Raw genomic sequence first — 26,910 nt, 5'->3', positions numbered from 1 at the left:
GAGACTTCCGAAAAATGCGGGGAATCGATATGGATGAATTGATTGCGCGCGTCTCTACGGCGATCGGGGTTGAGGCTGGCGTAGCGAAGACCGCAATTGGTCAGGTGCTCGCGTTCCTGAACAAGGAACTGCCGGACGGCGCCGTTGGCGAGTTCTTCGACAAGGTTCCGGGATCGCGCGAGGCGGCCGATGAAGCCGCCGCGGGAGGAGAGGCGAGCGGCATGGGCGGCATGCTCGGCGGGCTTTTTGGCTCTGGCCTGATGGGCCTCGCCGGCAAGCTCAACGGCCTCGGCCTCGACATGGGCCAAATTCACAAGCTCGGCCATGAAATCTTCGGCTATGCGGAGACAATCATCGGCAAGGAGAAGGTGCAGCAGATCGCCAATGGGATCCCGGGGCTGTCGCAATTCATGTGACGTTAGGGCGGCGCTGTTCCTCTCTCCGCCTAACGGGGAGAGGAAGCGTCATGCTTTCCCGCGGCCGCGCAGCGTGGCGATCCCGACGCCTGCGGCTCGCATCACCCCGGCGAGCACAGCGCCGTAAACAACGGCCCCCACGGCGCCGAGAGTTAGTAAGGCCACGAGATTGGCAAGGGCGCTGAAATGAAGCCCGAAGGCGAGGGCGGGCGCTCGGCCGAAGATGGCGATGAGGGCGAGAACCGCGGTGGCGATAAAAGTCGCGCCGAGCGTCTTGGCGAAGACGCCGTCGAACTCCATGAAGCCTTCGGCGATGGCGAGGGCGACCAGCGCGGCGAGATTGATCCACAGCCCGACCGATGTGGCCGTCGCGAGGCCCACGGCGCCGAGCGAGCGGAACAAAGCGACTTTGAGCGCTACATTCACGGCAAGCGCGGCGAGCGCGATTTTCATGGGCGTCGAGGTGTCGCCGCGCGACTGGAAGCTTGCACGCGCCGAGGCGATCAGCACCAGCGCCATCAGCCCCGCGCCATAGGCCGCGAGCACGTCCCCGGCGGCAATGGCGTCGCCGGCGGTGAATTTGCCGCGCATGAACAGGCCTGCGACGATCAGCTCCGGCATGGTGTCGAAGGCGACGAAGAAAGGCGCCGTCAGCGCGATGGTGAGCGCCATGGTGCGGCTCTGCGCCTGATGCGCGCCCGCGACGTCGCCGGAGGCGATGCGGCGGCTCATCTCCGGCAGCAGCACCGTGCCGGCGGCGATGCCGATGACGCCGACGGGGAGCTGATAGAGTCGCTCGGCGTAGGAGATCGACGACACGCCGCCATCGGCGAGCATCGAAGACAAAATCGTATCGGCGAAGACGGCGATCTGCGGGCTCGCGGAGCCGATGACGGCCGGGCCAAGCTTGATGAAGAATTCGCGCACACGGGACCAATGCGGCTTGCGCAGGCCCCGCAAGACGCCGATCTGCCGCGCGCCCCACATCAGCAGGCCGAGTTCGAGCGCCCCGGAAATGGTGATGCCCCAACTCGCCGCATAGCCGGGGTTGGGGAAAAGCTTCGGCGCGACGACGGTCAGGGCCAAAGCCGCCATCACCGTGAGATTCATCAGATTTGGCGCGAAGGCGGGCAGGGCGAAGCGGCCATGGGCGTTGAGCGTGCCCATGTGCTGCGCGAAGAGGGTCATGAACAGGAGATAGGGAAAGGTGATGCGCGTCAGGCTGACGGCGAGGGCGAATTTCTCCGGCCGATCGTCGAGCCCCGGCGCCAGCAGACCGACGAATTGCGCCGCAAAGAGCCAGACGAGCAGCAAAATCACGAGCTGCGAGGCGAGGAGCAGCGTATAGACCTCCCCGGCGAATTCCTCGGCCGACTCGTCGCCTTCCTGCTCCAGCGCCTTGGCGTAGGAGGGGATATAAGCGGCGTTGAACGCGCCTTCGCCGAAAATGGCGCGAAAGCTATTGGGCAGGCGCTGCGCGATGAAAAAAGCGTCGGAGACCGCGCCGGCCCCCATGATCGCCGACTGCATCGCCAGCGACAGAAACCCCGTCACGCGCGAGAGCAGGGTGAAACCGCCGACGGAAAGAAGACTGCGAATCATAAATCCGCTTTTACCAAGATATTTTGCAAATTCTCCCTCTTTTCCGACTGGCGCTCGGGGACCGGCGCCGGGACGCGGGGCTACGGTCAGACGCAAAACTCTGCTAGAAGGCTGTCGGCGCGGCTCCGTAGCTCAGCTGGATAGAGCAACTGCCTTCGAAGCAGTGGGTCGCAGGTTCGAGTCCTGCCGGGGTCGCCAACCGGAAAATCGCCGAAAGTGAATTCCCGACTGAGGTCGAAATGTCCCCCAGACACGTTCAACCGTCTATCGCTCTTAAGTCCTTTAACTGCCCGGTCTGTGGCGCTCTCGCTGATCAGGCGTGGTTCAGCGTTTACGCTGATCCCAGCCCAGACAATAAGATGCCCTTTTTAATAACGCCCAGTTGGTTGGACAAAGTCACGGATACGGCAGGATTTAGAGAAAGCCCAGGCAAGGGCGAGTTACTAAAGATCTGGAAGCGTGAATTGACGGGAGTTCCCTTCTTGAAGGAGGTTAAGTCGACGAATTACGTTCGAATACAACTTTCCAACATTCACATCAGTCAATGCTATTCGTGTGATGAAGTTTCTATATGGCGGTATGATGCCTTGCTCTATCCGCCGACAAAATATGAAATAGAGCCAAACTCCGATATGAATGAGGATATTCGTGCTGATTTCGAAGAGGCGCGGGCTATTCTCTCTCATTCGCCACGAGGCGCCGCTGCACTGCTCCGATTGTGCATTCAAAAGCTATGCAAACAACTTGGGAAGTTAGGCGAGAATATAAACGCAGACATTGCCGCACTCGTTAAGGATGGCTTGGACTCACATATCCAACAGGCGCTCGACATCGTTCGAGTAGTTGGCAACGAAGCAGTTCACCCTGGCGAACTTGACCTGAGGGACGACCGAGAAACTGCGGCAAAGCTCTTCGAGCTTGTAAATCTCATAGCCGAGGATTGCATCACTAGGCCCAAGAGGGTGCAGGCGCTCTTCGAGAGGTTACCGCGTGAAAAATTAGAAGCAATCAAGAGGCGTGACCGGTCGTAGCCCGGGGGCCTGGGCACCTGGGCCCTTAGAGTCACTCCTCCTTCTCCCGCTTATACTTCTTCACCTCCCGCGAAATCTCCGCGCCGGTCCGGGCGTCGTATTCGATCTCGACCTTCCGGTTGTCGGGGGTCAGGATGTCGACCTCATAGATCAGCCGGCCGTGTTCCTGCTCCAGTTCGATCTCCTTGATCGTTCCGGCGACGGCGGCGCGGGCCTGATCCAGAATGCGCTCCATCGGAAGGACGCCGTTGGCGTCGGCCGGGTAGAAGATGTCCGCGAGCGGGTCGGCGGAAACGGGGCTCGCCGCGAGAAGGGCGAGAGACGCCGCAGCGAGAAGCGGGTTCAGGCTTTTCATTTTTCCTCCTTGCGAGGCTCAAACGTTTTGAAAGGAACGCAGCTCGCGAGGATAGGCGGCGAATGGCGAACGCTCAAGCCGCCGCGTCGTCTCGCTTTCCGCCCTCGATCCGCTCGGCCACGAGATAAAGCGGCCGGCCTTTCACCTCGTTGAAAATGCGGGCGATATATTCGCCGAGGACGCCGAGCGAGATGAGTTGCACGCCCGAGAAGAAGGCGATCGACACGACGAGCGTCGGGAAGCCCGGCGTATCGACGCCGAAGAGCATAGTCCGGACCCAGTAATAGGCGGCCATGCCGAGCCCGAAACAGGAGATGGCGAGGCCGACATAGGTCCAAACCTTCAAGGGAATCGACGAGAAGGACATGATGCCGTCGAGCGCGAAGCTCATGAGGCGCGGCAGATTGAATTTCGAGGCGCCGCTCGCCCGGTTCTCGACCTCGAAGGGCACGCCGATGGATTTGAAGCCGATCCAGGCGAAGAGGCCCTTGTTGAAGCGCGCCCGCTCGCGCATCGACAAGAGCGCGTCGACCGCCTGCCGGTCGAGAAGCCGGAAGTCGCCCGCGCCCGGCGGCAGCGACACGTCGCCGAAGCGGTCGATGATTCTGTAGAAGAGCCGCGTCAGGATGGCGCGGAGTTTCGGATCGGCGGCGCGGTCGACGCGCTGGCCATAGACGTTCTTGTAGCCTTCGCGCCAGCGGGCGATGAACTGCGGGATGACCTCCGGCGGGTGTTGGAGATCGGAATCCATGATGACCACGGCGCGCCCGCGCGCGTCGTCGAGGCCCGCGGCGATCGCGACCTCCTTGCCGAAATTGCGCGAAAAGGAGAGAGCGCGAAACCGCGGCTCCGCCGCGCAGAGCGCGCGCAATTCGCTCAAGCTCTCGTCCTGCGAGCCGTCGTCGACGAAAATGGCCTCGAAAGCGATTCGCGCGCCTTCCAGCGCCGGGACAAGCCGGGCCGCGAGCGGCTGCAGATTCGCGCGCTCGTTGAACACGGGGATGACGACCGATATATCGGGGGGCTGAGTTCTGTCGTTCATGTCGCCGTTTCAAGCAGAAAATCGGGGCGCGGCATAGGCTGCAAACAGGAGGTTGGGGCAATGGCGAAAGACCGGATCATCGCCCTTTGCGCGGATGATTACGGGCTGTCCCATGGGGTCAGCGTCGGCATTCTGGAGGCGCTCGACGCCGGGCGCCTGACGGCGGTCTCCGCGCTCGTCAACGGACCGCGCTGGCCGGCGATGGGCCGCGAACTGCTCCGCCATTCGCGAAACGCCGATGTCGGCCTCCACTTCAACCTCACCCTCGGCCGCCCGCTCGGGCCCATGCCGGCCTTCGCGCCCACGGGGACGTTCCCGCCGATCGCGAAAGTGGTCCGCCTGGCGATGCGCGGCAAGCTGCCCATCGAGGAGATACGCGCCGAAATCGACCGGCAGTTCGACCGCTTCGAGGCGGTCATGGAACGTCGGCCGGATTTCGTGGACGGCCACCAGCATGTGCATGGCCTCCCGGGCATACGCGACCCGCTGATCGAGGCCATGGCCGCCCGCAAACTCGCCGGTCGCGCCTGGCTCAGAAACCCCGGCGACGGGCTGCACCGCATCCTGCTGCGCGGCGCTCAGGCGCGCAAGGCGCTCGCCGTGCGGGGCCTCTCCGCGGGGCTCAAGCGCGCAGCGCAGCATCACGGCTTCGCCACCAACGACGGCTTCTCCGGCTTCTCCGATTTCCATCCTGGCAGGGATTACGCCAAGACCTTCGAAACCTATCTGCGCGCGCCGGGTCGCCGCCACTTGGTCATGTGCCATCCCGGCCATGTCGACGAAGAGCTCAAGGCGCAGGACTCGGTGACGATCACGCGCGAGCAGGAGCTCGCCTTCCTGCTCTCGCCGCGTTTGCCCGAGATGCTCGAAAAGCGCGGGCTCAAGCTCGCGCGCCTCAGTGAGGCCGTAGCTTAAGCGATCTCGATATCCAGCCCGAGGTCGAGGACGCGGGCCGAATGCGTGAGCGCGCCGACGGAAATCAGGTCGACGCCGGTTTCGGCGACGGCCGCGACCGTCTCGAGCGTAACGCCGCCAGACGCTTCGCAGATCATGCGCCCGTCGACTAGCGCCACGGCCTCGCGCAGAAGGTCCGGGGCCATATTGTCGAGCAGAACGACGTCGGCGCCTTCGGCGAGAACCTCGCGCAATTGATCGAGCGTATCGACCTCGATCTCGATCTTGGTGAGGTGGCCGACGAAAGCTTTTGCGGCGCGCAGGGCAGGGGCCACGCCGCCGGCGACGGCGATGTGATTGTCCTTGATGAGCACGGCGTCGTCGAGGCCGAAGCGGTGATTGGCGCCGCCGCCGCAGCGCACCGCGTATTTTTCAAAGGCGCGCATCAGCGGCGTGGTCTTGCGGGTGTCACAGACGCGCGCCTTGGCGTGGGCGACGCGCTGCGCGTAAAGCGCGGTGAGCGAGGCGATTCCCGAGAGGCGGCCGAGATAGTTCAGCGCGACGCGCTCGGCCGAGAGAATGGCGCGCGCCGATCCCTCGATGCGCGCGACAACCGCGCCGGGCTCGGCGGCGTCGCCATCGGCAAGCCAGGCTTCGAAGCTTAGGCCGGGATCAACCTGCGCGAAGGCGGCGCAAGCAAGCGGCAGGCCGGCGACGACGCCCGTCTCGCGCGCGGCGATGACGGCGCGGGCGGTCGCGCTCTCGGGAATGATCGCCTGGGTCGTGATGTCCCCGGCGCGGCCGAGGTCTTCGCTGAGCGCCGCGCGCACGGCGTCCTCGACGAGAAAGGGGGGAAGATCGAAACTCATCAGTCTGCGCCCTCGCAACGATGACCGTATAATACCCCTCCCCCTTGCGGGGAGGGGTTAGGGGTGGGGGTCGACAATCTTTGTTTGCCCATGCGGCCTTTCCCCACCCGACCCTGCTTCGCGGGGCCACCCTCCCCGTGAAGGGAGGGATTTGGATTGCACCCAGATGGCGCTCTGTCCCCCTCCCGCCTTGCGGGGAGGGGTTAGGGGTGGGGGCCGCCAATCTTTGTTTGCCCATGCGGCCTTTCCCCACCCGACCCCGCTTCGCGGGGCCACCCTCCCCGTGAAGGGGAGGGATTTGGATTGCACCCAGATGGCGCTCTGTCCCGCCCCCTTGCGGGGAAGGGCTAGGGGTGGGGGTCGACAATCTTTGTTTGCCCATGCAGCCTTACCCCACCCGACCCCGCTTCGCGGGCCCACCCTCCCCGTGAAGGGGAGGGAATTGGTTCGCGCCGCCGGCTTTTCACGCGCCTGCCTCGTCCGCGATGCGCAAGGCGTCCGCCAGCGTCAGCCGCGAGCGATGCGCCAGGGCGGGATTGGCGTGCGGGAAGTCGGTGCGAAACTGCGCGCCTCTGCTCTCGGGCCGCGCGAAGGCGGAGGCTGCGATCAGCAGCGCGGTCGTCAGCATGTTGGAAATTTCGATGTCGCTGGTGCGCCCGGAGAGACGCCTTATCGCTTTCAGCGCGCCGGCGAGACCGGCGGCGTCGCGGATGACGCCGACATTTGCGGACATCAGGTCGCGCAGTTCCTCCACCACGGCGAAGTCCCGGTCGTGAATGGGCGACTCGGATCGATCCGCGGCGATGCGCAAATCGACGTCGGGCAGCGGCGCTGCGGCGATGTCGGCCGCGGCGCGCGCGCCGAAGACAATCGCCTCCAGCAATGAATTGGAGGCGAGGCGGTTCGCGCCATGCACGCCCGTCGAGGCGACTTCGCCGATCGCCCAGAGGCCGTCGAGACTCGTGCGCCCGCGCCGGTCCGTCCAGACGCCGCCCATGTGATAATGCGCCGCCGGCGCGATGGGGATGGGCTCAGTCACGGGGTCGATGCCCGCCGCCCTGCAGCTTCCGTAAACCGTCGGAAAGCGGCTGGGGAATTCAGCGCCTACGGCGGCGCGCGCATCGAGGAAAGCGCCATGCCCGGCCTTGATGCTCGCAAAGACGCCGCGGGCGACAATGTCGCGCGGCGCCAACTCCCCCGCGGGATCGACGTCGAGCAGGAAACGCCGCCCGTCGCGATCCACGATGGTCGCGCCTTCGCCGCGCAGCGCCTCGGTCGCGAGCGGCGCCGGGTCGGCGTCGATGTCGATGGCGGTCGGGTGAAACTGCACGAACTCCGCGTCGGCGATAATCGCGCCGGCGCGCGCCGCCATGGCGACGCCGACGCCGCGCGCCTCGACCGGATTGGTGGTGAGCCGATACAAGTGGCCGACGCCGCCGGTCGCCAGCACCAGCGCCGAGCAGGGGATATCACAGAGGCGGCCGGAGGCGTGGCGAGCGCGTACGCCGACGACGCGCTGGCCGCGCATGATGATCTGCTGCGCCGAGTAGCCGTCGACCACAGTGACGGAACGGGTCCGCGCGACCTCCCGCTCCAGCGTCTCCATGATGGCGCGGCCGGCGGCGTCGCCCATGACCCGCACGATGCGCCGGTGCGAATGCGCGGCCTCGCGCGAGGGCGCGAAGGCGCCGCCGTCGCGCCGGTCGAAGGGCGCGCCCATCGCGGCGAGATCCTCGACGCGGTCGCGCGCCTCTCGCGCCATGCCGAGCGCGACCTCCCGATCGACGATCCCCGCGCCCGCCGCGACGGTGTCGTCGGCGTGCCGCTCCGGCGTATCGCCTTCCTCCACCGCCGCCGCAATGCCGCCCTGCGCCCAATAGGAGGAGCCGCTCGAACCGACGGGCGTTGGCGCCAGAATGGCCACCGGGCGCGGCGCCAGCTTCAGCGCGCAGAAGACGCCCGCGAGGCCGCCGCCGACAATGACGATAGGAGGAAGCGTTCCCGGCATCGGCTAATCGAGCGAGACGGCGGCGAGTCGCTCGAGCGCCGCCGACTCCCGCGCCACGGCGGCCGAGACGAGCGCGCGGGCGCGGTCGGGCAGGGGCAAAGCGAGCGCCGCCGCATGACCCTTGGGCGACATTTTGCACAGGGTCTTGCCGAGAATGTCGACGATCTTCTCGTCGTCATAGCCGTCGTATTTGGCGAGAAAGTCCTCGAAGTAATGTTCCAGGAAGACCACCGCGGCGACATTCTCCAAGGCCTGCGACTCCTTGTCTTTCTTCAGCTGCTCCTTGCGGATCAGCGCGCCGACATGGGCGATCGCCGCCTCGTCGTAGCCATGGGCGCGCATGATGTCCCCGGCGAGACGGGCGTGATGAGCGCGGCAGGCGCGCCGCCAGTCGTTGTAGCCTTTGCGTCCCTCGGGATAGTCGGCGCGTGGGATCTCCCAACGGCGCAGATGCTGCGCCCGGGCGGCGATCTTCAAAAGATCGGAGGCCTCGGGATAGATCGCCGCGAGACGCGCGCTCATGCGCTCGGCGTAGAGGGTCTCGAAGGCTTCGCCATCGACCTTGCGGAGATCCTCGGCGTTGGCGGCGTCGATTTCGGCGAGGGTGGCTACGAGAGATGGCATGTCTTTAGATGGCATGTCTTTTTTATCCCCTCCCCAACCCTCCCCCCGCTTTCGCGGGAAGAGGCGTCTGCCTGGATCACTTCGGCCTCATCTGAGGAGCGCGCGACGCGCGCGTCTAGAAGGACGAGGCCGCCTCGCAGGTTTGTCAACAAACTGAGGCGTCTTTGTAGACGTCCTCTGGCGGGGGAGGGACGAAAGGGGCATTCACCCCAGATCGATCATCCGCTGCACGCTCCGCCTTGCGCGCGCCGCCGTCGCCGGATCGACGATCACTTCCTCGCGAATCTGCAGCAAGGCGTCCAGGATCTTCGGCAGAGTGATAAGCTTCATATGCGGGCAGAAATTGCAGGGCCGCACGAATTGCGTGCCCGTCGTCTCCGCCGCGATATTGTCCGCCATGGAGCATTCGGTGACGAGCATCACGCGCGCAGGCTTGGTGTTGCGCACATAGTCGATCATCGCCGCGGTCGAGCCGGAGAAGTCCGAAACCTCCACGACCTCGCGCGGGCATTCAGGATGGGCGATCACCTTCAACCCGGGGTGATCCGCCTTGAAACCGAGAATTTCCTCCGCCGTGAAAAGTTCGTGAACCTCGCAGGCCCCATGCCAGGCGATCACCTTCACCTTGGTCTGCGCGGCGACGTTCTGCGCCAGGAAGCGGTCGGGAACCATGATGACGCGGTCGACGCCGAGGCTCTCGACGACCTTCACCGCATTGGACGACGTGCAGCAGATGTCGACCTCCGCCTTCACCTCGGCGGAAGTATTCACGTAAGCCACGATCGGCACGCCGGGATATTCGCGGCGCAACGCGCGAATGTCGGCGGCCGTAATCGACGCGGCGAGCGAGCAGCCGGCTTCCGCGTCGGGAATCAGGACGGTCTTCTCTGGATTGAGGATCTTCGACGTCTCGGCCATGAAGTAGACGCCGCCCTGCACGATGACGTCGGCGTCGGACTGAGACGCGAGCTTGGCGAGCTGGAGGCTGTCGCCGATATAGTCCGAAACGCAGTGATAGATTTCCGGCGTCTGGTAATTATGCGCGAGGATCACAGCGTTGCGCGCCTTTTTGAGGTCGTTGATCGCCTTCACATAAGGGGCGTGGAACGGCCACTCGACCGGCGGGATGACCTTGGCGACGCGCTCATAAAGATGTGCGGTCGCGGCCTCGACTTCCGGCGTCCAGTCGAGATTCGGGCGGGGCAGCGTGGGAAAGCGGCGCTGTGGCGCACATTCCCGCGCGCGCGGAAGTTCGAGTTCGGCGGTAGGGAAGGTCATGGCTCCCGTGCCCTTCTTGTCCTTCTCGGTCTCTTATGCTCATTCTGAGTATAAGAGGGTCCTACAAAAACCCCGAGGCGGCGGCCGCCCGGAGCTCCCATTAGCCGAAGCTTAATGACAGGCGACGGCGCCTGCAACCCCGGCTTCACGCCCAGATATGCTCGGATAGAGTATAAATCAAGGCGCGGGTCGCGGGTCGCGACGATGCAACCGTCGTGCCCGGCCTCGCGCGCGAGGTCTGGCGCGGCGAAGCGGAGATTTCTTCCCCCCGCAGGTCGCGGCCCATGACAAAACTGCTATAGACGTCGCCATGCAGGCCGACGCCAGAACCTTTCCGCACCGCCATCTCCTCGGCATCGAAGGGCTCAAGCGCCCGGACATAGAGACGCTGCTCGACATGGCCGAGCAGGCGGTCGAGGTCTCGCGGCAGGTTGAGAAGAAGCGCTCGAATCTGCGCGGGCGCACGCAAATCAATCTGTTCTACGAGCCCTCGACCCGCACCCAGGCCTCCTTCGAGATCGCGGGCAAGCGGCTCGGCGCCGACGTCATGAACATGTCGGTGGCGCGCTCCTCCGAATCCAAGGGCGAGACGCTGCTCGATACGGCGATGACGCTCAACGCCATGCGGCCGGACATCATCGTCGTCCGCCATGCTCAGGCGGGGGCCGCCCACCTTCTGGCGCGCAAGGTCGATTGCTCGGTGGTGAACGCCGGCGACGGCGCCCATGAGCATCCGACCCAGGCGCTGCTCGACGCTTTGACGATCCGCCGCAACATGGGGCGCATCGAGGGGCTCGTTGTCGCAATCTGCGGCGACATTCTGCACTCCCGCGTCGCGCGCTCGAATATTCTGCTGCTGTCGGCGCTGGGCGCACGGCTGCGCGTCGTGGGCCCGTCGACGCTGGCGCCGGACAGCCTCGGCCGGCTCGGGGTCGAGGTGCATCATGATATGCGCAGCGGCCTCGCCGGCGCCGACATCGTCATGATGCTGCGCTTGCAGCGCGAGCGCATGTCGGGCGCGCTCACGCCGAGCGCGCGGGAATATTTCCACTTCTATGGGCTCGACGAGGAAAAGCTCTCCTATGCGGCGCCGGGCGCCCTGGTGATGCATCCCGGTCCGATGAACCGAGGCGTCGAAATCGATTCCGCCGTGGCGGACAGCTCGCGCTCGCTGATCCGCGAGCAGGTGGAGATGGGCGTGGCCGTCCGCATGGCCGTTCTGGAGGCTCTCGCGCAGCACCTCCCGAATGTGTAAGATCGCGCCAAAACCGGTCTAAGGACCTCAAAAGGGGTGCGAAATGCTCAAACTGCTCCGTTTCATCGGGCTCGTGTCGCAGTCAATCTTTCTCCAGTTTGTCCAACTTTTCGGCCTCGTCGCCTTCGCGGCGGCGGTGGCGCTCGGATGGTTCAGGCTGCCGTCCTGGTGGGTGCCGTTGCTGGCGGTGGGCTGCGGCGTCGTCTCGGACAAGTTTATGGATCAAAGCGCGCTGACCAGCCTGCTGGAGAAGGCCCACAACGCCAATCAGCGCGGCGGCTTTCTGATCGTCGTCTATTTCGTGATCTGCGCGGTCGGCTATGTCGCCGGCGCCTATGGCCGCCATTATCTGCGCGACAAGGGCTTCGCTGCGGCGGAATCCAAGAAGTAATCCGAGGCGGCCTCTTCCTTCAAGGACGCACGCTGGTGCAAAAGCCCCTCATGCCGAGGCGCCGCCGAAGGCGGCGTCTCGCAGCACGAGGGGCGTGAGCGCGCGGGTCCCAGGCGGCCTTTATCAAAGCCCTTCGAACAGCGCGGTCGACAGATAGCGCTCGGCGAAGGACGGAATGATCAGCACGATGTTCTTGCCTTCGGCCTCGGGCCGGTTGGCGATTTCCAGCGCGGCGGCCACGGCGGCGCCGGAGGAAATGCCGACCGGAATGCCTTCGACGCGGGCGAGGAGCCGCGCCGCTTCGAAAGCCGTCTGATTGCCGATCGTCACGATCTCGTCGATGACGCCGCGATCGAGGATCGGCGGCACGAAGCCGGCGCCGATGCCCTGAATCTTGTGCGGTCCCGGCGGCCGCCCGGACAGCACGGCCGAATCCTCGGGCTCCACCGCCACGACGCGCAGCGACGGGTTACGCTGTTTCAGCACCTGACCGACGCCGGTGATGGTGCCGCCCGTGCCGACTCCCGAAACGAAATAATCGACATGGCCGTTGGCGTCGTTCCAGATTTCCTCGGCCGTGGTGACGCGGTGGATTTCGGGATTGGCGGGATTTTCGAACTGCTGCGGAATTACCGCGCCGGGCGTCTCGGCGAGGAGTTCGGAGGCCTTGGCGAGCGCGCCCTTCATGCCCTGCGCCGCCGGCGTCAGCACGAGTTCGGCGCCCAGAAGCGCCAGCATCTTGCGCCGCTCGATCGACATCGACTCGGGCATGACGAGGATGAGCCGGTAGCCGCGCGCCGCCGCCACGAAAGCGAGCGCAATGCCGGTGTTGCCGGAGGTCGGTTCGATCAGCACGGACTGGCCGGGGGTGATCTTGCCGGCCTTCTCCAGCGCGTCGATCATGGCGACGCCGATGCGGTCCTTGACGCTGGCGATCGGGTTGAAAAACTCGAGCTTGGCGAGGAGATTGGCTTTGACGCCCTTTTGCTTGGCCAGGCGGTCGAGCCGCACAAGCGGCGTATCGCCAATGGTTTGGGTAATCGAATCATAGATGCGGCCGCGGCCCGGCTTGGCGGGCGGCGTGAAAGGCTTGTCGTTCGACATGTCCTGCTCCGAGAAAAACTAGATCGACAGCTTGACGCCGACCGCCGCCATCATCGTCGCCAGCACCGGCCTCAGATAATGGTCCGGCACGCGGGCGGCGAGATGACTCCCGATGGCGATGCCGGGCAGGGAGCCGACGAGCAGCGAGAAAAGCAACAGCCAGTCCACGCCGCCAAGAAGCCAATGCCCGAAGCCGGCGACGAAGGTCAATGGCACGGCGTGCGCAATGTCCGATCCGACGAGACGCACCGTCGGCGTGCGCGGATAGAGCGCAAGAAGGACGGTCATGCCGAGCGCGCCGGCGCCCACGGAGGAGACCGACACGAGCACGCCCAGAAACGCGCCGAGCGCCATCGTCAGCCCGGCGACGCGGCGGTCGGTGAGATTGTCGAGGTGGTGGGCGATGTAGTCTAAAATCCAGCGGCGGAAGAGGATGGCTCCGGCGGTGAGCAGCAGCGCAAAGCCGAGCGCCGAGGTGATGAGCCCATTCGCCGCATGCCCCGCGGTCTTGCCGAGCCAGGCGAGGGTAATGAGCGTGACGATCGTTGCGGGCAGCGAGCCGCAGGCCAGGCGCCGGGTGATCCGCCAGTCGACGGTCCCGTTCAATCCGTGGACGAGCGTGCCATTGCTCTTGGTGATGGCGGCGTAGAGCAGATCAGTGCCCACCGCCGTCGTCGGCGCGACGCCGAACAGCAACACCAGGATCGGCGTCATCAGCGATCCGCCGCCGACCCCCGTGAAGCCAACCAGGGTTCCAACCACGAAGCCCGACACCGAATAGAGGGGATTGAACGCGTGGAGCGCATCGGCGAAGGCGAACATGGAACGGGCTCCTGCTTATTCACGCTCTCTATATGTGCATTAGTACGAGGCACATATCAGCACTGTCGAATAAGTGGCGCAAAAGCGGGAGCCAGTCAATCCCTCAATCTACTAAACTAATAAGCTACCGGAAAACCAGGCCGTCAAGGGCGTGGCCATATATTAAAAAGATCGAATGTGTGATTAAGTCACGACAGCAGGGTCCCGACCTGAGTAACGTCCAACTCGTCCGGCTGTTCGCGCACGGCGGCCGAATCTGTGGTAAGCTGTCGAATGCTCACGAAAAAAGCCAAATACGGGCTCAAGGCGATGGTCTATCTCGCCGGCGTCGAGCCCGGCCAGACCGCGCTCGTCGCCGACATTGCGTCGGAAAACCAGATCCCCAAGAAATTTCTCGACGCGATTCTGAGCGAATTGCGCAACGCTGGCTTCGTTCACTCCAAGAAAGGCAAGGGCGGCGGCTACATGCTGGCCAGGGCGCCGGGGGAGATCGCCGTCGGCAATCTCGTGCGCGCGCTCGACGGTCCACTGGCCCCAATTCAGTGCGCGAGCCGCAGGCTATATCGCCGATGCGACGACTGCGTCGACGAGACGCACTGCGCGGTGCGCCTCGTGATGCTGGAGGCGCGCGACGCCATCGCCCGCGTGCTCGACAACACGACTCTCGACCAGATGCGGGCGCTCGGCGAGGCTGGTCTGACCCTCCTTGAACGGAAGCGTAAGAAGGCCGCCGGTTCAGCGGCCATGGACATGGCCTGAGCCTGAACCTATAAAGCCATCGCCGGCGGCGAGCCGGCGAATCTGCGGTAAAAGAGGCCGGCGAACGCCGGGAAGCGAATGTCGGAAGCAGCGGTGGCGACGGTTCGTCGCAATGCGGAGCAGGGGCTTGCGGCGGCCGAGTTGCGACGCACCATGGTCGAACGCCAGCTGCGTCCCTTCGACCTGACGGACGTGCCGCTGCTCGAACGGTTTCTCAACGTGCCGCGCGAGTTGTTTCTGCCGTCGAGCCAGTCCTCGGTCGCCTATTCGGACCTCGCCGTGACAGTGACGGGCGCAGCCGGCCGTCGCCGCACGTTGTTGCCGCCGCTGGTGCTGGCGCGCATGCTCCAGGGCGGCGCCCCGCGTCCGGGCGAGAAGGTCCTCGCAATTGGCGGCGGCGGCTATTCCGCGGCGATTCTCTCTGGCCTCGTCGGCGAAGTCGTGTCGCTGGACAGCGATCCGGAACTTGCTGAGCGCGCCGCTCACGGGCTTGCGGCGATCGGCGTCGCCAACGTCCGGGTCGAGGCCGGACCGATGGAGCAGGGCTTTCCCGCGGCGGCGCCCTTCGACCTGATCTATGTCGAGGGCGGTGTCGAGGCCGGGCTCGAGACGCTCTTTGCGCAACTCACCCCGAACGGCCGACTGTTGGCGATCGTAACGCCCGAGGCTGGCGCGGGTCAGCATGTCGTGCGCTTCGAGCGCCAGGGCGGCCAGGCCGCCGGTCGCGTGTCGCTGCTGAGCGTCAACGCGCCAACCCTGGAAGGTTTCGCGAAAGCGCCCGGCTTCAGCTTCTGACGCCGCTGTTTCGCCCCATCGCGTTTTTAGCGTTTCCCGTGCCGCGTATCGTCGCGAATCGTCGTTCGCGCGGCGGTCGGCTTGTCGTGTCTTCGGCGTTCCGCCGAACAGTTTGAGGGGAAGGCAGGAATGGACAGCGCGGCGATGAGCCAGCCGCAGGCGGCCCGCCTCAGATCCATTGCGCGCAGGGCAATCGCTATGGCGGCGCTGCTGTCCGCCCTCTCGAGCCCGGCGCGCGCAGAAACGCTTCTCTCCGCCTTGGCGCGGGCCTACGCCGGCAATCCCGACCTCAACCAGAGCCGCGCCGCGGTCCGCGTTCGCGACGAGGACATGCCCAAGGCGCTCTCCGGCATGCGTCCAAAGGCGAATATCCAGGCCCAGGCTGGCCCGCTGCACGGCAACCTGCGCTTCCCCTCTTTTGGCGGCGGGCAAAGCGCCGGCGGCGCCGGACAGCGGCAGTTTTTCAGTCAGGAATATACTGGCTATCCGCGCGGCGCGACGCTGAACATGTCGCAAAATGTCTTCGACGCCGGCCGCACGACGAACTCCGTCAGACAGGCGGAGTCGAGCGTTTTCGCGGCGCGCGCGACCATGCGGCTGACTGAGCAGGCGATCCTGCAAAACGGCGCGACCGCCTATATGAACGTGCTGCGCGACACGGCGGTCGTTAATCTGCGCAAGAACAACATTTCCGTCCTCGAGCAGCAGCTCAAGCAGACGCAGGACCGGTTTCAGGTGGGCGAGGTGACTCGCACCGACGTGGCGCAGGCGGAGGCCTCCGTCGCGCAGGCGCGCTCCGATCTTTACGCCGCGCAGGCGCAGCTCAAGAACAGCATCGCCAATTACCGCCAAATCATCGGCGACGAGCCCAGAAATCTGGAGCCCGGCCGCTCTCTCGAGCCTCTGCTGCCGAGGTCTCTCAACGAGATGATCGAGGTCGCGCTCGTCGAGCATCCGGGCGTCGTGTCGGCGTTGCATCAGGTCGACGCCGCCGAGCTCGCCGTCAAGGTTCAAGAGAGCGCTTTGGCGCCGACGGTGGCGGTCAACGCCCAGGTTTCTCAGCAATGGGACTCCTTCCTCGGTCTTCCGGGAACGCGCCAGTTCACCGCGCAGGCTTATGGCCAGCTCAATGTGCCGCTTTACCAGGGCGGCGCCGAATACGCTTCAATTCGCCAGGCGAAGGAGCAATTGGGGCAGGCCCGGCTCAACGCCGATCTGCAGCGCGACAGCGTGCGGGCGAGCGTCGTGTCGAGCTACGGACTGCTCGAAACCGCAAAAGCCTCGATCATTTCCGGACAGGCGGCGGTGAAGGCGGCGGAGACCGCGCTCGCCGGCGTCCGCGAAGAGGCGAAGGTCGGTCAGCGCACGACGCTCGACGTGCTCAACGCGCAACAGGCGCTGCTCAATGCGCGCGTCAGCCTGGTGATCTCGCAGCGCGACCGGGTCGTCGCCTCCTACGCCGTGCTGGGCTCCATTGGCCGCCTCTCGGCGCAGGAACTGCAACTCGATGTGGCGCTCTACGACCCGAGCATCCATTACGAGCAGGTCAAGACCAAATGGATCGGCGTCGATACGCCGGACGGGCGATAACGCGTTCCAAGGGTGACAGCGCGCCGCGAAAGGTGTGGAATTCCTTAGCAACGAGTTGATTCGCATCGGCTGCGCCGTCACACATCGTCAAGGCCTGTCGCGTCGCAGCGAGACGCGAAGCATTTTGGAAAGCACGCCATGAGCGCAGCGAACGCGTCCGCACCGTCGCCTTCTCTCCAGGACGAGATGCGCGCGCACGAGCCGTCGATGGAGGAAATTCTCGCCTCGATCCGGCGCATCATCTCCGACGATCAGGTCGCGCCGCTCGGTCGCCGCGAACGTGAGACGCGCCAGCGTCTCGCAACCGAGGCTGAAGCCGAAGCGTCTGGGCCCGCCGTGCAGAACGCCTATCCCGCGCCCGCGCTCGACGCCGCGCCGGCAGTCGACGCTGAGAACGCCGCCTCGGCGGCTGCTGCGGAGGAACCCGCGCCGCCGCCCGCGGCCGTCGTCGAAATACGACAGCTCCGCCTGCATCGCGCCGCGCCGCCGCCTGCCTTGGACGCCGACGAGGCGCAGGCGCCGGAAGAGACCGACGAGCCGGACATTGATCTGGATACGCTCGAGACGGCGCACGAGACGGCGGACGAGGCGGCTGACGACGAGCCCGCGCAGGATACGCTGGTTTCGGACGACACGGCGTCATCGGTCGCCTCGCACTTCCAGGCGCTCACGGCGAGCATGTTTCTCAACGACAGCGGCCTGTTGCAGCAATATGCGCAGGAGATGATGCGTCCCATGCTCAAGCAATGGCTCGACGATAACCTGCCCGTGATTGTCGAGCGGCTGGTGCGCGCGGAAATCGAGCGCGTCGCGCGGGGCGGCAGGCGGTAAGGTCGTTAACGCTCGCTATACAAGTTGGCGTTAACGTAATTCTCATGTTGAGATTCCGTCTCTTCCTTCGCTCGCTGGTGCTCCCCGTCCTGCTCTATTGCGTGGCGGGGACGGTGGCCTCTTATTTCGTCTGGCACGGCGTCAACGGGCAGCGCGGGCTCAAGACCGGCGAGGAATATGAGCAGAAGCTTGCGCAACTCCGGCAGGAGCGCGACCTCTTACGGTTCGAGCGCATGCAGTGGGAAGCGCGCATTGCTTTGATCAAGGGCGAGAAGATCGACGCCGACGTCCTCGAAGAAGAGACGCGCAAGCGTCTCGGCCGCGTGCACAAGAATGACGTGGTGATCCTGCTGCCGCAGGATGGCGAGCGCTAAGGCCCGTCACTTCCGCGCATAGCGCGCTGCGAGAGAGGGCGGGCCGTCGCTCTCCACGAGGCCGCGCAGGACGAGGTCTTCCAAATGGGCGAAGACCGTCATGGCCGCAGCGCCGTGCAGCCGCTTGTCCACGCTTTCGTAAATACGCGCCACCATCGCGGGGACCGTGTCGTCGCCGGCGTCGAGGCGCTGAAGAATGGCCGCCTCGCGGGCGCGGCGATGATGCTGCAGGGCGCGCAGATAGCGCTGCGGCTCCGGCACCGGATCGCCATGGCCGGGCCAATAGATCGCGTCGTCGCGCTGGCGCATTCGTTCAACTGACGCCATGTAGTCCGTCATCGAGCCGTCCGGCGGCGCGATCACCGTGGTCGACCATCCCATGACGTGATCGCCCGTGAATAGCGCCTTCTCGTCGCGCAGGGCGAAACAGAGATGGTTCGTCGTGTGGCCAGGCGTCTCGAGAGCTTCGACCGTCGCCCCGCCGAGATCCAGACGATGGCCTTCCTTCAAAGTCACGTCGGGCGCATAGGCCGTGTCGTGCGAGGCGTCGAGACCGGGACCAGTCACGCCGATGTCGGGAGGCGGCGCATAGGGGGCGCAACCTGCGATGATGGCGCCGGTCGCCTCCTTCAGAGGTCGCGCGGCGGGCGAGTGGTCGCGATGCGTATGGGTCACGAGGATGTAGCGCAGCCGCTCGCCTCGTAAGGCGTCGAGCAGCGCCGCAACGTGACGCGGATCATTGGGACCGGGATCAATGAGGGCGACGTCGCCCGCGCCGACAATGTAGCTGCAGGTGCCCGTATAGGTGAAAGGCCCGGCGTTGGGCGCGGTCACGCGGCGCACCAGGGGGGAGACGCGCTCTGCGGCGTGCATAAACGGCGCGTTCATTCCTGTCCTCCGCCCAACGGAAAGGCGAAGATAGAAACTTCGCGCCGCATTTCAAAGGAGGCGCGGGCGAGGGCCGCCCGCGCCGCGTGGCTTACATGGGGAAGAGGGCGCCTTGGCGCTCGAGAAGGTTCTCCATCATATAGCCGACCTGGCCGTTGTAATTCACGATGCACCAGCGAGCCTGCCAACCGGGGACGCAGGCGCCCTTGTTCACCGTGGAGCCGCCCGGCACAGGGCCGATCACGGCCCATTTGACGCCCGGTCCCTTGTAAAGATTCGCGAGCTCAGTGGTCACCACCGGCGCGACGACGACGTCATTGCCCGAGGGCGCGAGCACGCCGGCGGCGACATAGCCTTTCACCTTACCATAGGCGACCTTGCACCAGTCGCGCCGCCAGCCGCCGCCGCAATCCAGCACCTGCACATCGGCGCCGGCTGGAATGGTCGCGATGACCGGCAATTTCGGGCTGGGGCCCAAGCGCACATTCGCGGGGCTAGTGACGGGCGCGGCCAGCGCCGCAGCGGCGGCAAGAGCGGCCGACAGAAAAGCCAGACCGAAAACAGATTTGCGCATGTATTTGCTCCCCTTAATTTTTTCTCATTGGCGATGAGCCGCAGGTAAACGGCGCGGGACAGCAATGGTTCCGCCCGAGCGGCCCGCGCCCACCTTCGTGGTAAATTCACGGCAACGCAATCCCTAGTGAAAGTTGCGGGCCTTCGGCATCGCTTCGCCCTTCGCGACGCGCATGCTTTCCAGCAGGCGCAGATCGGCGGAGAGATCGTCGACGCGCTCGGCGACGACATGGATGACCCCTGATTCCTTCTGCAGCCTGCCCGCGATGGCGACGAAGCGGGCGCCGATGATCTCAGCGCGCTGGCGTTCGAGGAGTTTCGGCCAGACGATGATATTGGCCTGTCCCGTCTCGTCCTCGATCGTCATGAAGACAACGCCCTTGGCCGTGCCCGGTCTTTGCCGCAGCAGGACGATCCCGGCGACCGTCACGCGCCGTCCCGCGCCGTCTGGAAAGCGGTCCAGCGCTGCGCAGGGCAGGGCGCCGCGCGCCTCGAGCCGGGACCGCAGAAAAGCGACCGGATGACCTTTGAGCGAGAGGGAGAGGAAGCGGTAATCCTCGACGATTTCTTCGCCGGGCGGCATGGGCGGCAAATGAGCGTCGGGCTCCAGCGGCGCGAAGGAGAGGCTGCGCAGCAGCGGCAGATCGTCTCTGTCGCCGGCGCGGTTCAGCCCGGCCGCCGCCCACAGCGCATCGCGACGGGAGAGGCCGAGCGAGGCGAAGACGTCCGCCTCGGCGAGTCGCATCAGCGTCGCCGGCGACAGTTCGGCGCGCAGCCAGACGTCGCGCACGGAATCATAGCCCTTGCCCCGCCGCGCGACGAGGCGGCGCATGTCTTCCTCCGAGACGCCCTTGATCTGACTGAAGCCCAGGCGGATGGCGTGGTCGCCGAGGATGTCGCCCGCCATGTCGGCGTGACGCGGGTGGAGAGGCAGAGGTTCCGGGGCGGTTGGACGGGGGCTCTGGCAAGAAGAACGCTCTGATCCCCCTCCCCCTTGCGGGGAGGGGCTAGGGGTGGGGGTCGACGCTCTCGCCTGTTGATCTGGGGCGCCCCACCCGACCCCGCTTCGCGGGGCCACCCTCCCCGTAAAGGGGAGGGATGGGGATCGCGCCCATGTGTGTGAGATTGAACCCTTGCAATAATGGCCATCCGATCCCCCTCCCCCTTGCGGGGAGGGGTTAGGGGTGGGGGTCGCCTCCAGCGTCGCCTCCCAGTCGGAGGCGTTGATGTCTGTCGCGCGCGCCTCGATCCCGTGCTCGCGGGCGTCGCGCACGATCTGGGCGGGCGCGTAAAAGCCCATGGGCTGGGAGTTCAAAAGCGCGCAGGCGAAGACGTCCGGATAGCGGCATTTCAGCCAGGCGGAGGCGTAGACGAGAAGCGCGAAAGACGCCGCATGGCTTTCTGGAAAGCCATAAGTGCCGAAGCCTTCGATCTGGCTGAAGCAGCGCTCGGCAAAGTCGCGATCATAGCCCTTGCGCGCCATGCCCGAAATCATCTTGTCGCGAAAGCCGCCGATGAGGCCCGCGCGCTTGAAGGTCGCCATGGCGCGGCGAAGCTGGTCCGCCTCGGTAGGGGTGAAGTCCGCCGCGACGATGGCGATGCGCATGGCCTGCTCCTGAAACAGCGGCACGCCATAGGTTCGACCCAGCACCTGCTCGAGCTCCTTGGAAGGATAGGATACGGCCTCCTTGCCCATGCGGCGGCGCAGATAGGGATGCACCATGTCGCCCTGGATGGGGCCGGGCCGCACGATCGCCACTTCGATGACGAGGTCGTAGAAGCATTTCGGCTTCAAGCGCGGCAGCATCGACATTTGCGCGCGGCTCTCGATCTGGAAGACGCCGATCGTGTCGGCGCGCGAGATCATCGCGTAGACGCGGGGATCTTCCGCCGGGATCGTCGAGAGGCGATGCGCGACGCCATAGTGCGCCTGCAGAAGGTCGAGGCCCTTGCGCAGGCAGGTGAGCATGCCGAGCGCCAGCACGTCGATCTTGAGCAGGCCGAGCGCGTCGAGATCGTCCTTGTCCCATTCGATCGTGCTGCGGCCCTCCATCGCGGCCGGCGCGACGGGGACGACTTCGTCGAGCCTGTCGCGGGTAATGACGAAGCCGCCGGAATGCTGAGTGAGATGGCGGGGAAAGCCCTCGATCTCCTCGGCCAGCGCCAGCGCCTTGGCGAAGCGCGGCTCCGTGACGTCGAGGCCGAGACGGGCAATGTCATGGGCGCGCACGCCGCCTTCGGCTCCGCGCCCGAAGGCGGCGGACGACAGGCGTCCGACGAGATCGGTCGAGAGGCCGAACGCCTTGCCGATTTCGCGGATCGCGCTCTTGCCGCGATAGGTCGTGACAGCGGCGGCGAGCCCCGCACGCTCGCGGCCGAAACGCGCGTAAATATACTGGATCACTTCCTCGCGCCGCTCGTGCTCGAAATCGACGTCGATGTCCGGCGGCTCGTTGCGCGCGGCGGAAACGAAGCGTTCGAACAGCAGATCATGCTTCGTCGGATCGACTTCGGTGACGCCGAGACAAAAACAGACGACGGAATTGGCCGCCGAACCGCGCCCCTGGGCGAGAATGCCCTTGCTGCGCGCGAAACGCATGATGTCGTGCACGGTGAGGAAATAAGCCGCGTATCGAAGTTCTGCGACAAGCGCGAGCTCGCGCTCGAGCAGCGCGGAGACCGTGTCGGGAACGCCCTGCGGATAACGCTGTTTCGCGCCCTCGCGCGAGAGCGCCTCCAGCGCCTCCTGTTCGCTCGCGAAGCCTTCGCGCAATTCGCTCGGATATTCGTAAGCGAGATCGGTCAGGCGGAAATCGAGCGCCGAGACGAAGCGCGCGCTTTCCTCGACGGCCTGCGGCGCATCCTGGAAAAGCCTCGCCATCTCCGTCGCGCTTTTGAGATGACGCTCGGCGTTGGCGGCGAGCAGAAAGCCCGCGTCGGTCAGCGTCGTCTTCTCGCGGATGCAGGTCAAAGCGTCGGCGAGCGGGCGGCGCTCGGGGAGATGCATATGCGCGTCATTGACCGCGACGAGCGGCAGGCCGAGCGTCTCCGACAGGGCGATGCGGCCCAGGAGGCGGGCGCGCGGGCGTGGGCCGTAAAGCGCCGTCGCCGCGAGCCAGACGCGGCCCTTCAGCGCCTCGAGAAGGGCAGGGGGCGGCGCGCCATTCTCCGCGCCATTCTCCATGACGACGACATGCTGGCCCGCGCCAAATTCGATGAGATCCTCGAGGTAGAGCGCGCAGTCGCCCTTCTGCGTGCGCAGATTGCCGCGCGTCAGCAGCCGGCACAGGCGGCCATAGGCGGCGCGATCTGTCGGATAGCAGAGGATGTCGGGCGTTTCGTCGCGAAAGACGAGGCGCGCGCCCACCGCGAGACGGAAGTCCCCGGCGCGCTCCCGATGCGCGCGCAAATAGGAGAAGGCGCGCACCACCCCCGCGAGCGAATTGCGATCGGCGATCCCGACGCCGCAATGGCCGAGGTCGAGCGCCGCCGCGGTCATTTCCTCCGGATGCGACGCGCCGCGGAGAAAGGAAAAATTGGTAGTCGCCGCAAGCTCGGCGTAGCGGGGCGATGGCGTCACGGTCAGCTGCGAGAAGAGAATTGTTCTTCTAATGTTCTCATATTCGCCAGCCGGTCAAGCAGGGCCGCCGAGATAAAAAACGCCCCGCTTGTGGCGGGGCGTTGAGAGTGCGGCGCCTCAGGGGCGCCAAAGGTTGTTAGCTAAAACGCGTCCTTGAATGCTTACGCTCTCAAAACTTCGACCATTACTCAGTCGAAGACCGCGCCCAGCGCCGCGCCGAGCAGGCCGACGACGATCGCCGCCGGCAGAATGGCGTAGTCGCCGATCAGGAGGGCGCCGATGACGGCGCCGATCACCGCGGCGATTCCGCCGCCCACGAGCTTGCCCGTGTTGCTGTCTTTCTTTTCCGCCGCATCCCCGGCGGCATGGGTGGTCTCTTTCGACATGACATCCCCCTAGATGCGCCGATCGACCCATCGGCGCGCCGTTCCTAGCAGCCTCATGTGAGGGGGAGATGAGGGTTCTGTGATGCTGCGATGAGGTTTCGATGACCGCGGCCGTCGCCGATCGGCAATCAAAAAGACACAGGAGCCCCTCGTCCTCCGAGACGCCTGCTGCGCAGGCTCTCAGGATGAGGGGCTTCGTCTTCGGGCTTAAAAACAAAACGGCCGGCGTCTTTCAAACGCCGGCCGCAAATTTGTCTAGTCCCGTTATTGGCCCGCGGGCTCTTCGGCGGGGGCCGCCTCGGCCGGCGCAGCCTTGGGCTTCGGCTTCGGCTTCGGTTTGGCCTTCGGCTTCGGCTTCGGCTTGGGCGCTTCGGCGGCGGCCGGCTCGGGCGCGGGAGCGGGCGTCTCCGAAGCGGCGGGCGCAGCCGTCGCCGGCAAGGGCTCGGCCGCAGGCGCGGGGGCTTCGGCGGCAGGGGCCGGCGCGGGTTCGGACGCCGCAGGGGCGGGAGTCTCGGCGGCGGCCGGCGTTTCAGCGGCAGGCGCCTCGGCGGCGGGCGCCGACTCGGCCGGCGGCGTGGCGGAGACGTCCGGCTCCTTCGGCGCTTCGGATTCAGCCGGCGCGGCGGACTCGGCAGGCGTGGCCGGCTCCTCGGTCTTCGGCGCCGTCAGCTTGTCGATCGCCGCCCGGAGGGAGGCGACGCCCTCGCTCGGCGCGACATAGACGCCGACGCCAAAGCCAATCGCGCCGGCGACGAGCGCCGTCACTATTATCGAAACAATACGCGCCATCCGATGCGTTCCTCCAGAATGTTTCTGTTCATGCCCCGGCTTTTCAGCCTGCAATCCAAATACGGATATTATTGGATCGTAGCAATTCTGAGACGGAATTGATTTGAGGCGGGCGTATCTAACCGGTCAGGCGCCATCAGCGCAAGGCGCCGGGGACGCATGGTTTTTTGAAATGTTTACAACTGCGGGCGCGTGTCCCCCCGCATCGCGTCCTCGCGCCGCCAGGGCCAGCGTCCCTCGATTTCCACCTCGAGCGAGAAGCTCAGGAATGTCCGAATCACGACGATCAGGCCAAGCACGGCGAGATTTTCGAGCGAGGGCGTCACGGCCACTGTGCCGATGATGTCCGCCGCGACGAGAAGCTCCAGGCCCAGCAGAATGCCCCGGCCGAGATTGGCGCGATAGCGGCGTAGCGCGCTCTGCCAGTCGCCCGATGTCAGTCCGCCTTGCAGAAAGGCGATTGTCGAAACGATGGCGGCGACGACGATCGCCATCACGCCGGAGGCCTCGATGAGCGTCGAGATTTGCGTCAGCGCCGGATTGATCTCGGCGCGGCTCGGCAGATGAAAAGCGGCAAGATCCACGAGGTAAAAACCCGTCCCTTTGACGCGTGAGCCAGTTTGCGCAACAGTGCGAAGGTCAACCTTAAAGTGTAAGCCCGGGCGATCTTACAGCAATCCGTCGCGGGCGCTAACAATCAAGGACAAGGGAATGAAACAAGTGATCAGCGCCGCGGCGCTTGTGACTGCGATGACCCTATTGTGCGCCGGCGCGGCGCAGGCCCAATCCGTCGCCCAGATGGAGAGCCGTTTCGCCGCCGCCGACAAGGACGGCGACGGCAAGCTCACAAAGGACGAAGCCAAGGCCGGCATGCCGCGCGTCTACGCCAATTTCGCCAAGATCGATCGCGCCGGCAAGGGCTATGTCACGATAGACGACATCAAGACCGCCATGGCGTCCATGATGTAACGAACTGGCGCGCGGCGTCGTGACGCTGCGCGCCAGCCCATCGCGCGGCGCTAGGTTCCCTCGAACTCCAAGAGCGCATGCTGCACGATGTCCTTCCATTGGAACCGCGCGACCGCCGCTTCATAGCCGTTCGAGGCGATGCTGCTGAGTGAGGTCGCGTCCATTCGGGCGATGGCGTCGAGCTCGGAGGGAAAATCCTCGATATTCGCCACGAAGCATTGGCCGCGGCCGAATTCATAGCCTCTGTTGCCCATCGGCGTCGTCAACGTCGGTAAGCGGCTTTTCATATAGGTCAGCATTTTCAGGTTGGAGCCCGATCCGCTGACGATCGGATTGAGCCCGAGATCGGCGGCGCACAGCAGTCGGTCGAGTTCCTGTTCCGACAGGCATCCCAGCATCAGCGTGTTTTGCGGTTGCGCCGCTTGCCGCACGCGCGGCGAGTCGCACATCGAGCCGACAAAGACGATGAGCCAGTTCGGGCATTTGCGCGCAATGTCGAGGAGGGCGAGCGCGCCTTCCACATTCGGCGGATGCATGCTGCCGACATAGACGGCGACTCTGCCGCTCAATCCCAGCGCCCGCTTGTTCTGCTCGCGCTCGACATGCGACAGGTCGCGCGCGTCGGACACCGTCATGCCATTGGGCACGACGAACATCCGCTCCTTGGGCGCGCCGTAGAGTTCGTTCAGCGCGTCGACGTCCGACTTGCTGACGGCAAAGATTCGATCGGCGGCGGCGCAACATTCCTTTTCGACGGAAGCGACGGCGGCCAAGGCTCGGTCGCCCGCCTCGGTCTTGGGGAGAATGGCGCTCTTCAAGACATATTCGACATTATGCGCGTGATAGATCACGCGGCCTTTCCACACCTGCCGCAGCGTGCGGAAACAATAGGGATGCTCGGCCACCGCAATGTCGGCGTCGTGGAGCGCCAGACGCAACACGGTTGCGAAATCCGGCGTGAGTGAAAGATTGTCGATCGCGGCGATGTCGGTTGCGTAGACGCCGAGCGCTTCCTGGAGTTTCGCTTCCCAGGAATATTGCTTGCGCGTCGCGGGAATGACGAATTCGCGGAAGTTCTCGTTGAAGACGAGCGTTCTGTAAGCGCAGCTCGACGGCGCGAGGGAAACGAGCGTGATGTCGGCGCGCTCGCTCAGCGTCTTGTAGAAATTGAGAATGCGGATTTGTCCGCCGCCATGCGGCGGCCAGCAGTTGAATGTATTCACCACGACGAGTCGCGGCAGGCGGGGCTCCTGCTTGCGACCGACCATGGATCGCAGGACCTTCTTCGCGAGCGTCAGCGCGATGAACGGCCGTCCCTTGATCGTCAAGGCAGGACCGCGCGCGCCGCGATCGCCACGACGAACGGCGCGTTCGAGCTGCCCCCGCACCTCGTCGGCGAAGGCACCTTTCATCTCTCGAGCGATTTTCCCAAAGCGACGATGCATTGCCAGACACGAAAGGTCGATTGCTGCTGCAAGCCAATCAGGCGCTGCCCATCAAGGCGCGCGGCGACCGCAAGATCGTTTTATACGGCTTAGCTTTAGCTTGTCAATTTGAGGAGTGGGCGTTGTTGCATCGCGCTTGTGAGTTCACTCGCGTTTGTGCCCTGGAAGCGAAATCAATGCGTTTGCATTCGGACGGGTTGCTGCAGAAGCCGCTTGTCACCCTCATCAAATGAAAAAAAG

The 26,910-nt window shown here is 65.2% G+C and carries 28 protein-coding genes and 1 tRNA gene; 13 read left to right on the top strand and 16 right to left on the bottom strand.

Features of this window, described 5'->3' with window-relative positions:
• Positions 1 to 29: 29 nt before the first annotated feature.
• Complete coding sequence (locus ACETII_RS19360) at positions 30 to 416, top strand: DUF2267 domain-containing protein (protein WP_363348716.1); 387 nt, start codon at positions 30 to 32, stop codon at positions 414 to 416.
• Between the two features lie 48 nt (positions 417 to 464).
• Here ACETII_RS19360 and murJ read toward each other — a convergent pair whose 3' ends face one another.
• On the bottom strand, positions 465 to 2,018 hold the full coding sequence (murJ, locus tag ACETII_RS19355; RefSeq protein WP_472786621.1) for a murein biosynthesis integral membrane protein MurJ: 1,554 nt from the start codon (positions 2,016 to 2,018) through the stop codon (positions 465 to 467).
• Between the two features lie 121 nt (positions 2,019 to 2,139).
• Between murJ and ACETII_RS19350 the strand changes: the two genes are divergently transcribed.
• Together ACETII_RS19350 and ACETII_RS19345 are read left to right on the top strand one after the other, a co-directional pair.
• Positions 2,140 to 2,216 (top strand) — tRNA-Arg (locus tag ACETII_RS19350).
• A 41-nt stretch (positions 2,217 to 2,257) separates the two neighbouring features.
• Positions 2,258 to 3,049, top strand: coding sequence for a DUF4145 domain-containing protein (locus ACETII_RS19345; RefSeq protein ID WP_472786620.1), 792 nt, complete (start codon positions 2,258 to 2,260; stop codon positions 3,047 to 3,049).
• A gap of 31 nt (positions 3,050 to 3,080) precedes the next feature.
• On the opposite strand, the gene ACETII_RS19340 is transcribed toward ACETII_RS19345, so the two are convergent.
• A complete protein-coding gene (locus ACETII_RS19340; RefSeq protein ID WP_472786619.1) occupies positions 3,081 to 3,404 on the bottom strand; it encodes a PepSY domain-containing protein in 324 nt (107 codons plus the stop codon).
• Positions 3,405 to 3,477: 73 nt separating this feature from the next.
• Complete coding sequence (locus ACETII_RS19335) at positions 3,478 to 4,446, bottom strand: glycosyltransferase family 2 protein (RefSeq protein ID WP_472786618.1); 969 nt, start codon at positions 4,444 to 4,446, stop codon at positions 3,478 to 3,480.
• Between the two features lie 60 nt (positions 4,447 to 4,506).
• Here ACETII_RS19335 and ACETII_RS19330 point away from each other — a divergent pair, with 60 nt between their 5' ends.
• Entirely contained in the window at positions 4,507 to 5,361 is an 855-nt protein-coding gene (locus ACETII_RS19330; protein ID WP_472786617.1) for a ChbG/HpnK family deacetylase, read from the top strand.
• Here the strand turns inward: ACETII_RS19330 and nadC are convergent.
• The 4 genes from nadC to nadA form a co-directional block, all read right to left on the bottom strand.
• Entirely contained in the window at positions 5,358 to 6,209 is an 852-nt protein-coding gene (gene nadC / locus ACETII_RS19325) for a carboxylating nicotinate-nucleotide diphosphorylase (protein WP_472786616.1), read from the bottom strand. The genes ACETII_RS19330 and nadC overlap by 4 nt on opposite strands.
• Positions 6,210 to 6,672: 463 nt before the next feature.
• Positions 6,673 to 8,217 (bottom strand): L-aspartate oxidase, encoded by a 1,545-nt coding sequence (locus ACETII_RS19320; RefSeq protein ID WP_472786615.1) that lies wholly within the window; start codon positions 8,215 to 8,217, stop codon positions 6,673 to 6,675.
• Positions 8,218 to 8,220: 3 nt separating this feature from the next.
• Positions 8,221 to 8,841 carry a DUF4202 domain-containing protein gene (locus ACETII_RS19315; protein ID WP_472786614.1) on the bottom strand — a complete coding sequence of 207 codons (621 nt, stop codon included), beginning with the start codon at positions 8,839 to 8,841 and terminating at the stop codon, positions 8,221 to 8,223.
• Positions 8,842 to 9,045: 204 nt separating this feature from the next.
• A complete protein-coding gene (nadA, locus tag ACETII_RS19310; protein WP_472786613.1) occupies positions 9,046 to 10,119 on the bottom strand; it encodes a quinolinate synthase NadA in 1,074 nt (357 codons plus the stop codon).
• A gap of 310 nt (positions 10,120 to 10,429) precedes the next feature.
• Here nadA and ACETII_RS19305 point away from each other — a divergent pair, with 310 nt between their 5' ends.
• Positions 10,430 to 11,374, top strand: a complete 945-nt coding sequence (locus ACETII_RS19305) for an aspartate carbamoyltransferase catalytic subunit (protein WP_363348697.1) — start codon at positions 10,430 to 10,432, stop codon at positions 11,372 to 11,374.
• 43 nt (positions 11,375 to 11,417) lie between these two features.
• Positions 11,418 to 11,765: a hypothetical protein gene (locus ACETII_RS19300; RefSeq protein ID WP_363348695.1), complete on the top strand. Its 348-nt coding sequence runs from the start codon at positions 11,418 to 11,420 to the stop codon at positions 11,763 to 11,765.
• A 123-nt stretch (positions 11,766 to 11,888) separates the two neighbouring features.
• On the opposite strand, the gene cysK is transcribed toward ACETII_RS19300, so the two are convergent.
• A complete protein-coding gene (gene cysK / locus ACETII_RS19295) occupies positions 11,889 to 12,869 on the bottom strand; it encodes a cysteine synthase A (RefSeq protein WP_363348693.1) in 981 nt (326 codons plus the stop codon).
• 18 nt (positions 12,870 to 12,887) lie between these two features.
• A complete protein-coding gene (locus tag ACETII_RS19290; RefSeq protein WP_363348691.1) occupies positions 12,888 to 13,691 on the bottom strand; it encodes a sulfite exporter TauE/SafE family protein in 804 nt (267 codons plus the stop codon).
• Positions 13,692 to 13,964: 273 nt separating this feature from the next.
• Between ACETII_RS19290 and ACETII_RS19285 the strand changes: the two genes are divergently transcribed.
• The 5 genes from ACETII_RS19285 (at position 13,965) to ACETII_RS19265 (ending at position 18,040) form a co-directional block, all read left to right on the top strand.
• Positions 13,965 to 14,450 (top strand): RrF2 family transcriptional regulator, encoded by a 486-nt coding sequence (locus ACETII_RS19285; protein ID WP_363348689.1) that lies wholly within the window; start codon positions 13,965 to 13,967, stop codon positions 14,448 to 14,450.
• Positions 14,451 to 14,528: 78 nt separating this feature from the next.
• Positions 14,529 to 15,245 (top strand): protein-L-isoaspartate O-methyltransferase family protein, encoded by a 717-nt coding sequence (locus tag ACETII_RS19280; protein ID WP_472786612.1) that lies wholly within the window; start codon positions 14,529 to 14,531, stop codon positions 15,243 to 15,245.
• A 129-nt stretch (positions 15,246 to 15,374) separates the two neighbouring features.
• Complete coding sequence (locus ACETII_RS19275; protein ID WP_472786611.1) at positions 15,375 to 16,835, top strand: TolC family outer membrane protein; 1,461 nt, start codon at positions 15,375 to 15,377, stop codon at positions 16,833 to 16,835.
• Between the two features lie 138 nt (positions 16,836 to 16,973).
• Complete coding sequence (locus ACETII_RS19270) at positions 16,974 to 17,666, top strand: PopZ family protein (protein WP_363348683.1); 693 nt, start codon at positions 16,974 to 16,976, stop codon at positions 17,664 to 17,666.
• 44 nt (positions 17,667 to 17,710) lie between these two features.
• Positions 17,711 to 18,040, top strand: coding sequence for an FtsB family cell division protein (locus tag ACETII_RS19265; protein ID WP_363348681.1), 330 nt, complete (start codon positions 17,711 to 17,713; stop codon positions 18,038 to 18,040).
• Positions 18,041 to 18,046: 6 nt separating this feature from the next.
• Here the strand turns inward: ACETII_RS19265 and ACETII_RS19260 are convergent, their stop codons facing one another.
• The 6 genes from ACETII_RS19260 to ACETII_RS19235 form a co-directional block, all read right to left on the bottom strand.
• On the bottom strand, positions 18,047 to 18,928 hold the full coding sequence (locus ACETII_RS19260) for an MBL fold metallo-hydrolase (protein ID WP_363348679.1): 882 nt from the start codon (positions 18,926 to 18,928) through the stop codon (positions 18,047 to 18,049).
• A gap of 91 nt (positions 18,929 to 19,019) precedes the next feature.
• Entirely contained in the window at positions 19,020 to 19,502 is a 483-nt protein-coding gene (locus ACETII_RS19255) for an SH3 domain-containing protein (RefSeq protein WP_363348677.1), read from the bottom strand.
• A gap of 123 nt (positions 19,503 to 19,625) precedes the next feature.
• Positions 19,626 to 23,081, bottom strand: coding sequence for an error-prone DNA polymerase (locus ACETII_RS19250; protein ID WP_472786610.1), 3,456 nt, complete (start codon positions 23,079 to 23,081; stop codon positions 19,626 to 19,628).
• A gap of 188 nt (positions 23,082 to 23,269) precedes the next feature.
• Positions 23,270 to 23,467 (bottom strand): hypothetical protein, encoded by a 198-nt coding sequence (locus ACETII_RS19245; protein WP_472786609.1) that lies wholly within the window; start codon positions 23,465 to 23,467, stop codon positions 23,270 to 23,272.
• A 264-nt stretch (positions 23,468 to 23,731) separates the two neighbouring features.
• Positions 23,732 to 24,256, bottom strand: coding sequence for a hypothetical protein (locus ACETII_RS19240; RefSeq protein WP_363348671.1), 525 nt, complete (start codon positions 24,254 to 24,256; stop codon positions 23,732 to 23,734).
• A 176-nt stretch (positions 24,257 to 24,432) separates the two neighbouring features.
• On the bottom strand, positions 24,433 to 24,840 hold the full coding sequence (locus ACETII_RS19235; protein WP_363348669.1) for a DUF1622 domain-containing protein: 408 nt from the start codon (positions 24,838 to 24,840) through the stop codon (positions 24,433 to 24,435).
• Between the two features lie 127 nt (positions 24,841 to 24,967).
• Here ACETII_RS19235 and ACETII_RS19230 point away from each other — a divergent pair, with 127 nt between their 5' ends.
• On the top strand, positions 24,968 to 25,225 hold the full coding sequence (locus ACETII_RS19230) for an EF-hand domain-containing protein (RefSeq protein WP_472786608.1): 258 nt from the start codon (positions 24,968 to 24,970) through the stop codon (positions 25,223 to 25,225).
• Positions 25,226 to 25,275: 50 nt separating this feature from the next.
• Here ACETII_RS19230 and ACETII_RS19225 read toward each other — a convergent pair whose 3' ends face one another.
• A complete protein-coding gene (locus ACETII_RS19225; protein WP_472786607.1) occupies positions 25,276 to 26,637 on the bottom strand; it encodes a glycosyltransferase in 1,362 nt (453 codons plus the stop codon).
• A gap of 32 nt (positions 26,638 to 26,669) precedes the next feature.
• On the opposite strand from ACETII_RS19225, the gene ACETII_RS19220 reads away from it, so the two are divergent.
• The gene (locus tag ACETII_RS19220; protein WP_472786606.1) at positions 26,670 to 26,903 is read left to right on the top strand and encodes a hypothetical protein; all 234 of its coding nucleotides are present in this window, start codon (positions 26,670 to 26,672) and stop codon (positions 26,901 to 26,903) included.
• Positions 26,904 to 26,910: the final 7 nt, after the last annotated feature.

The organism is Methylocystis sp. NC52PC (genome assembly GCF_055698645.1).
This window is presented reverse-complemented; position numbering and strand designations above follow the sequence as displayed.

Coding starts and splice junctions, on each gene's coding strand:
- ACETII_RS19290 (WP_363348691.1), bottom strand. CDS start 13,691: ATGTTCGCCTTCGCCGATGCGCTCCACGCGTTCAATCCCCTCTATTCG.
- ACETII_RS19330 (WP_472786617.1), top strand. CDS start 4,507: ATGGCGAAAGACCGGATCATCGCCCTTTGCGCGGATGATTACGGGCTG.
- ACETII_RS19245 (WP_472786609.1), bottom strand. CDS start 23,467: ATGTCGAAAGAGACCACCCATGCCGCCGGGGATGCGGCGGAAAAGAAA.
- ACETII_RS19315 (WP_472786614.1), bottom strand. CDS start 8,841: ATGCCATCTCTCGTAGCCACCCTCGCCGAAATCGACGCCGCCAACGCC.
- ACETII_RS19340 (WP_472786619.1), bottom strand. CDS start 3,404: ATGAAAAGCCTGAACCCGCTTCTCGCTGCGGCGTCTCTCGCCCTTCTC.
- nadA (WP_472786613.1), bottom strand. CDS start 10,119: ATGACCTTCCCTACCGCCGAACTCGAACTTCCGCGCGCGCGGGAATGT.
- ACETII_RS19300 (WP_363348695.1), top strand. CDS start 11,418: ATGCTCAAACTGCTCCGTTTCATCGGGCTCGTGTCGCAGTCAATCTTT.
- ACETII_RS19280 (WP_472786612.1), top strand. CDS start 14,529: ATGTCGGAAGCAGCGGTGGCGACGGTTCGTCGCAATGCGGAGCAGGGG.
- ACETII_RS19320 (WP_472786615.1), bottom strand. CDS start 8,217: ATGCCGGGAACGCTTCCTCCTATCGTCATTGTCGGCGGCGGCCTCGCG.
- ACETII_RS19225 (WP_472786607.1), bottom strand. CDS start 26,637: ATGAAAGGTGCCTTCGCCGACGAGGTGCGGGGGCAGCTCGAACGCGCC.
- ACETII_RS19360 (WP_363348716.1), top strand. CDS start 30: ATGGATGAATTGATTGCGCGCGTCTCTACGGCGATCGGGGTTGAGGCT.
- ACETII_RS19240 (WP_363348671.1), bottom strand. CDS start 24,256: ATGGCGCGTATTGTTTCGATAATAGTGACGGCGCTCGTCGCCGGCGCG.
- ACETII_RS19285 (WP_363348689.1), top strand. CDS start 13,965: ATGCTCACGAAAAAAGCCAAATACGGGCTCAAGGCGATGGTCTATCTC.
- ACETII_RS19275 (WP_472786611.1), top strand. CDS start 15,375: ATGGACAGCGCGGCGATGAGCCAGCCGCAGGCGGCCCGCCTCAGATCC.
- murJ (WP_472786621.1), bottom strand. CDS start 2,018: ATGATTCGCAGTCTTCTTTCCGTCGGCGGTTTCACCCTGCTCTCGCGC.
- ACETII_RS19230 (WP_472786608.1), top strand. CDS start 24,968: ATGAAACAAGTGATCAGCGCCGCGGCGCTTGTGACTGCGATGACCCTA.
- ACETII_RS19265 (WP_363348681.1), top strand. CDS start 17,711: ATGTTGAGATTCCGTCTCTTCCTTCGCTCGCTGGTGCTCCCCGTCCTG.
- ACETII_RS19345 (WP_472786620.1), top strand. CDS start 2,258: ATGTCCCCCAGACACGTTCAACCGTCTATCGCTCTTAAGTCCTTTAAC.
- nadC (WP_472786616.1), bottom strand. CDS start 6,209: ATGAGTTTCGATCTTCCCCCCTTTCTCGTCGAGGACGCCGTGCGCGCG.
- ACETII_RS19305 (WP_363348697.1), top strand. CDS start 10,430: ATGCAGGCCGACGCCAGAACCTTTCCGCACCGCCATCTCCTCGGCATC.
- ACETII_RS19255 (WP_363348677.1), bottom strand. CDS start 19,502: ATGCGCAAATCTGTTTTCGGTCTGGCTTTTCTGTCGGCCGCTCTTGCC.
- ACETII_RS19335 (WP_472786618.1), bottom strand. CDS start 4,446: ATGAACGACAGAACTCAGCCCCCCGATATATCGGTCGTCATCCCCGTG.
- ACETII_RS19260 (WP_363348679.1), bottom strand. CDS start 18,928: ATGAACGCGCCGTTTATGCACGCCGCAGAGCGCGTCTCCCCCCTGGTG.
- cysK (WP_363348693.1), bottom strand. CDS start 12,869: ATGTCGAACGACAAGCCTTTCACGCCGCCCGCCAAGCCGGGCCGCGGC.
- ACETII_RS19270 (WP_363348683.1), top strand. CDS start 16,974: ATGAGCGCAGCGAACGCGTCCGCACCGTCGCCTTCTCTCCAGGACGAG.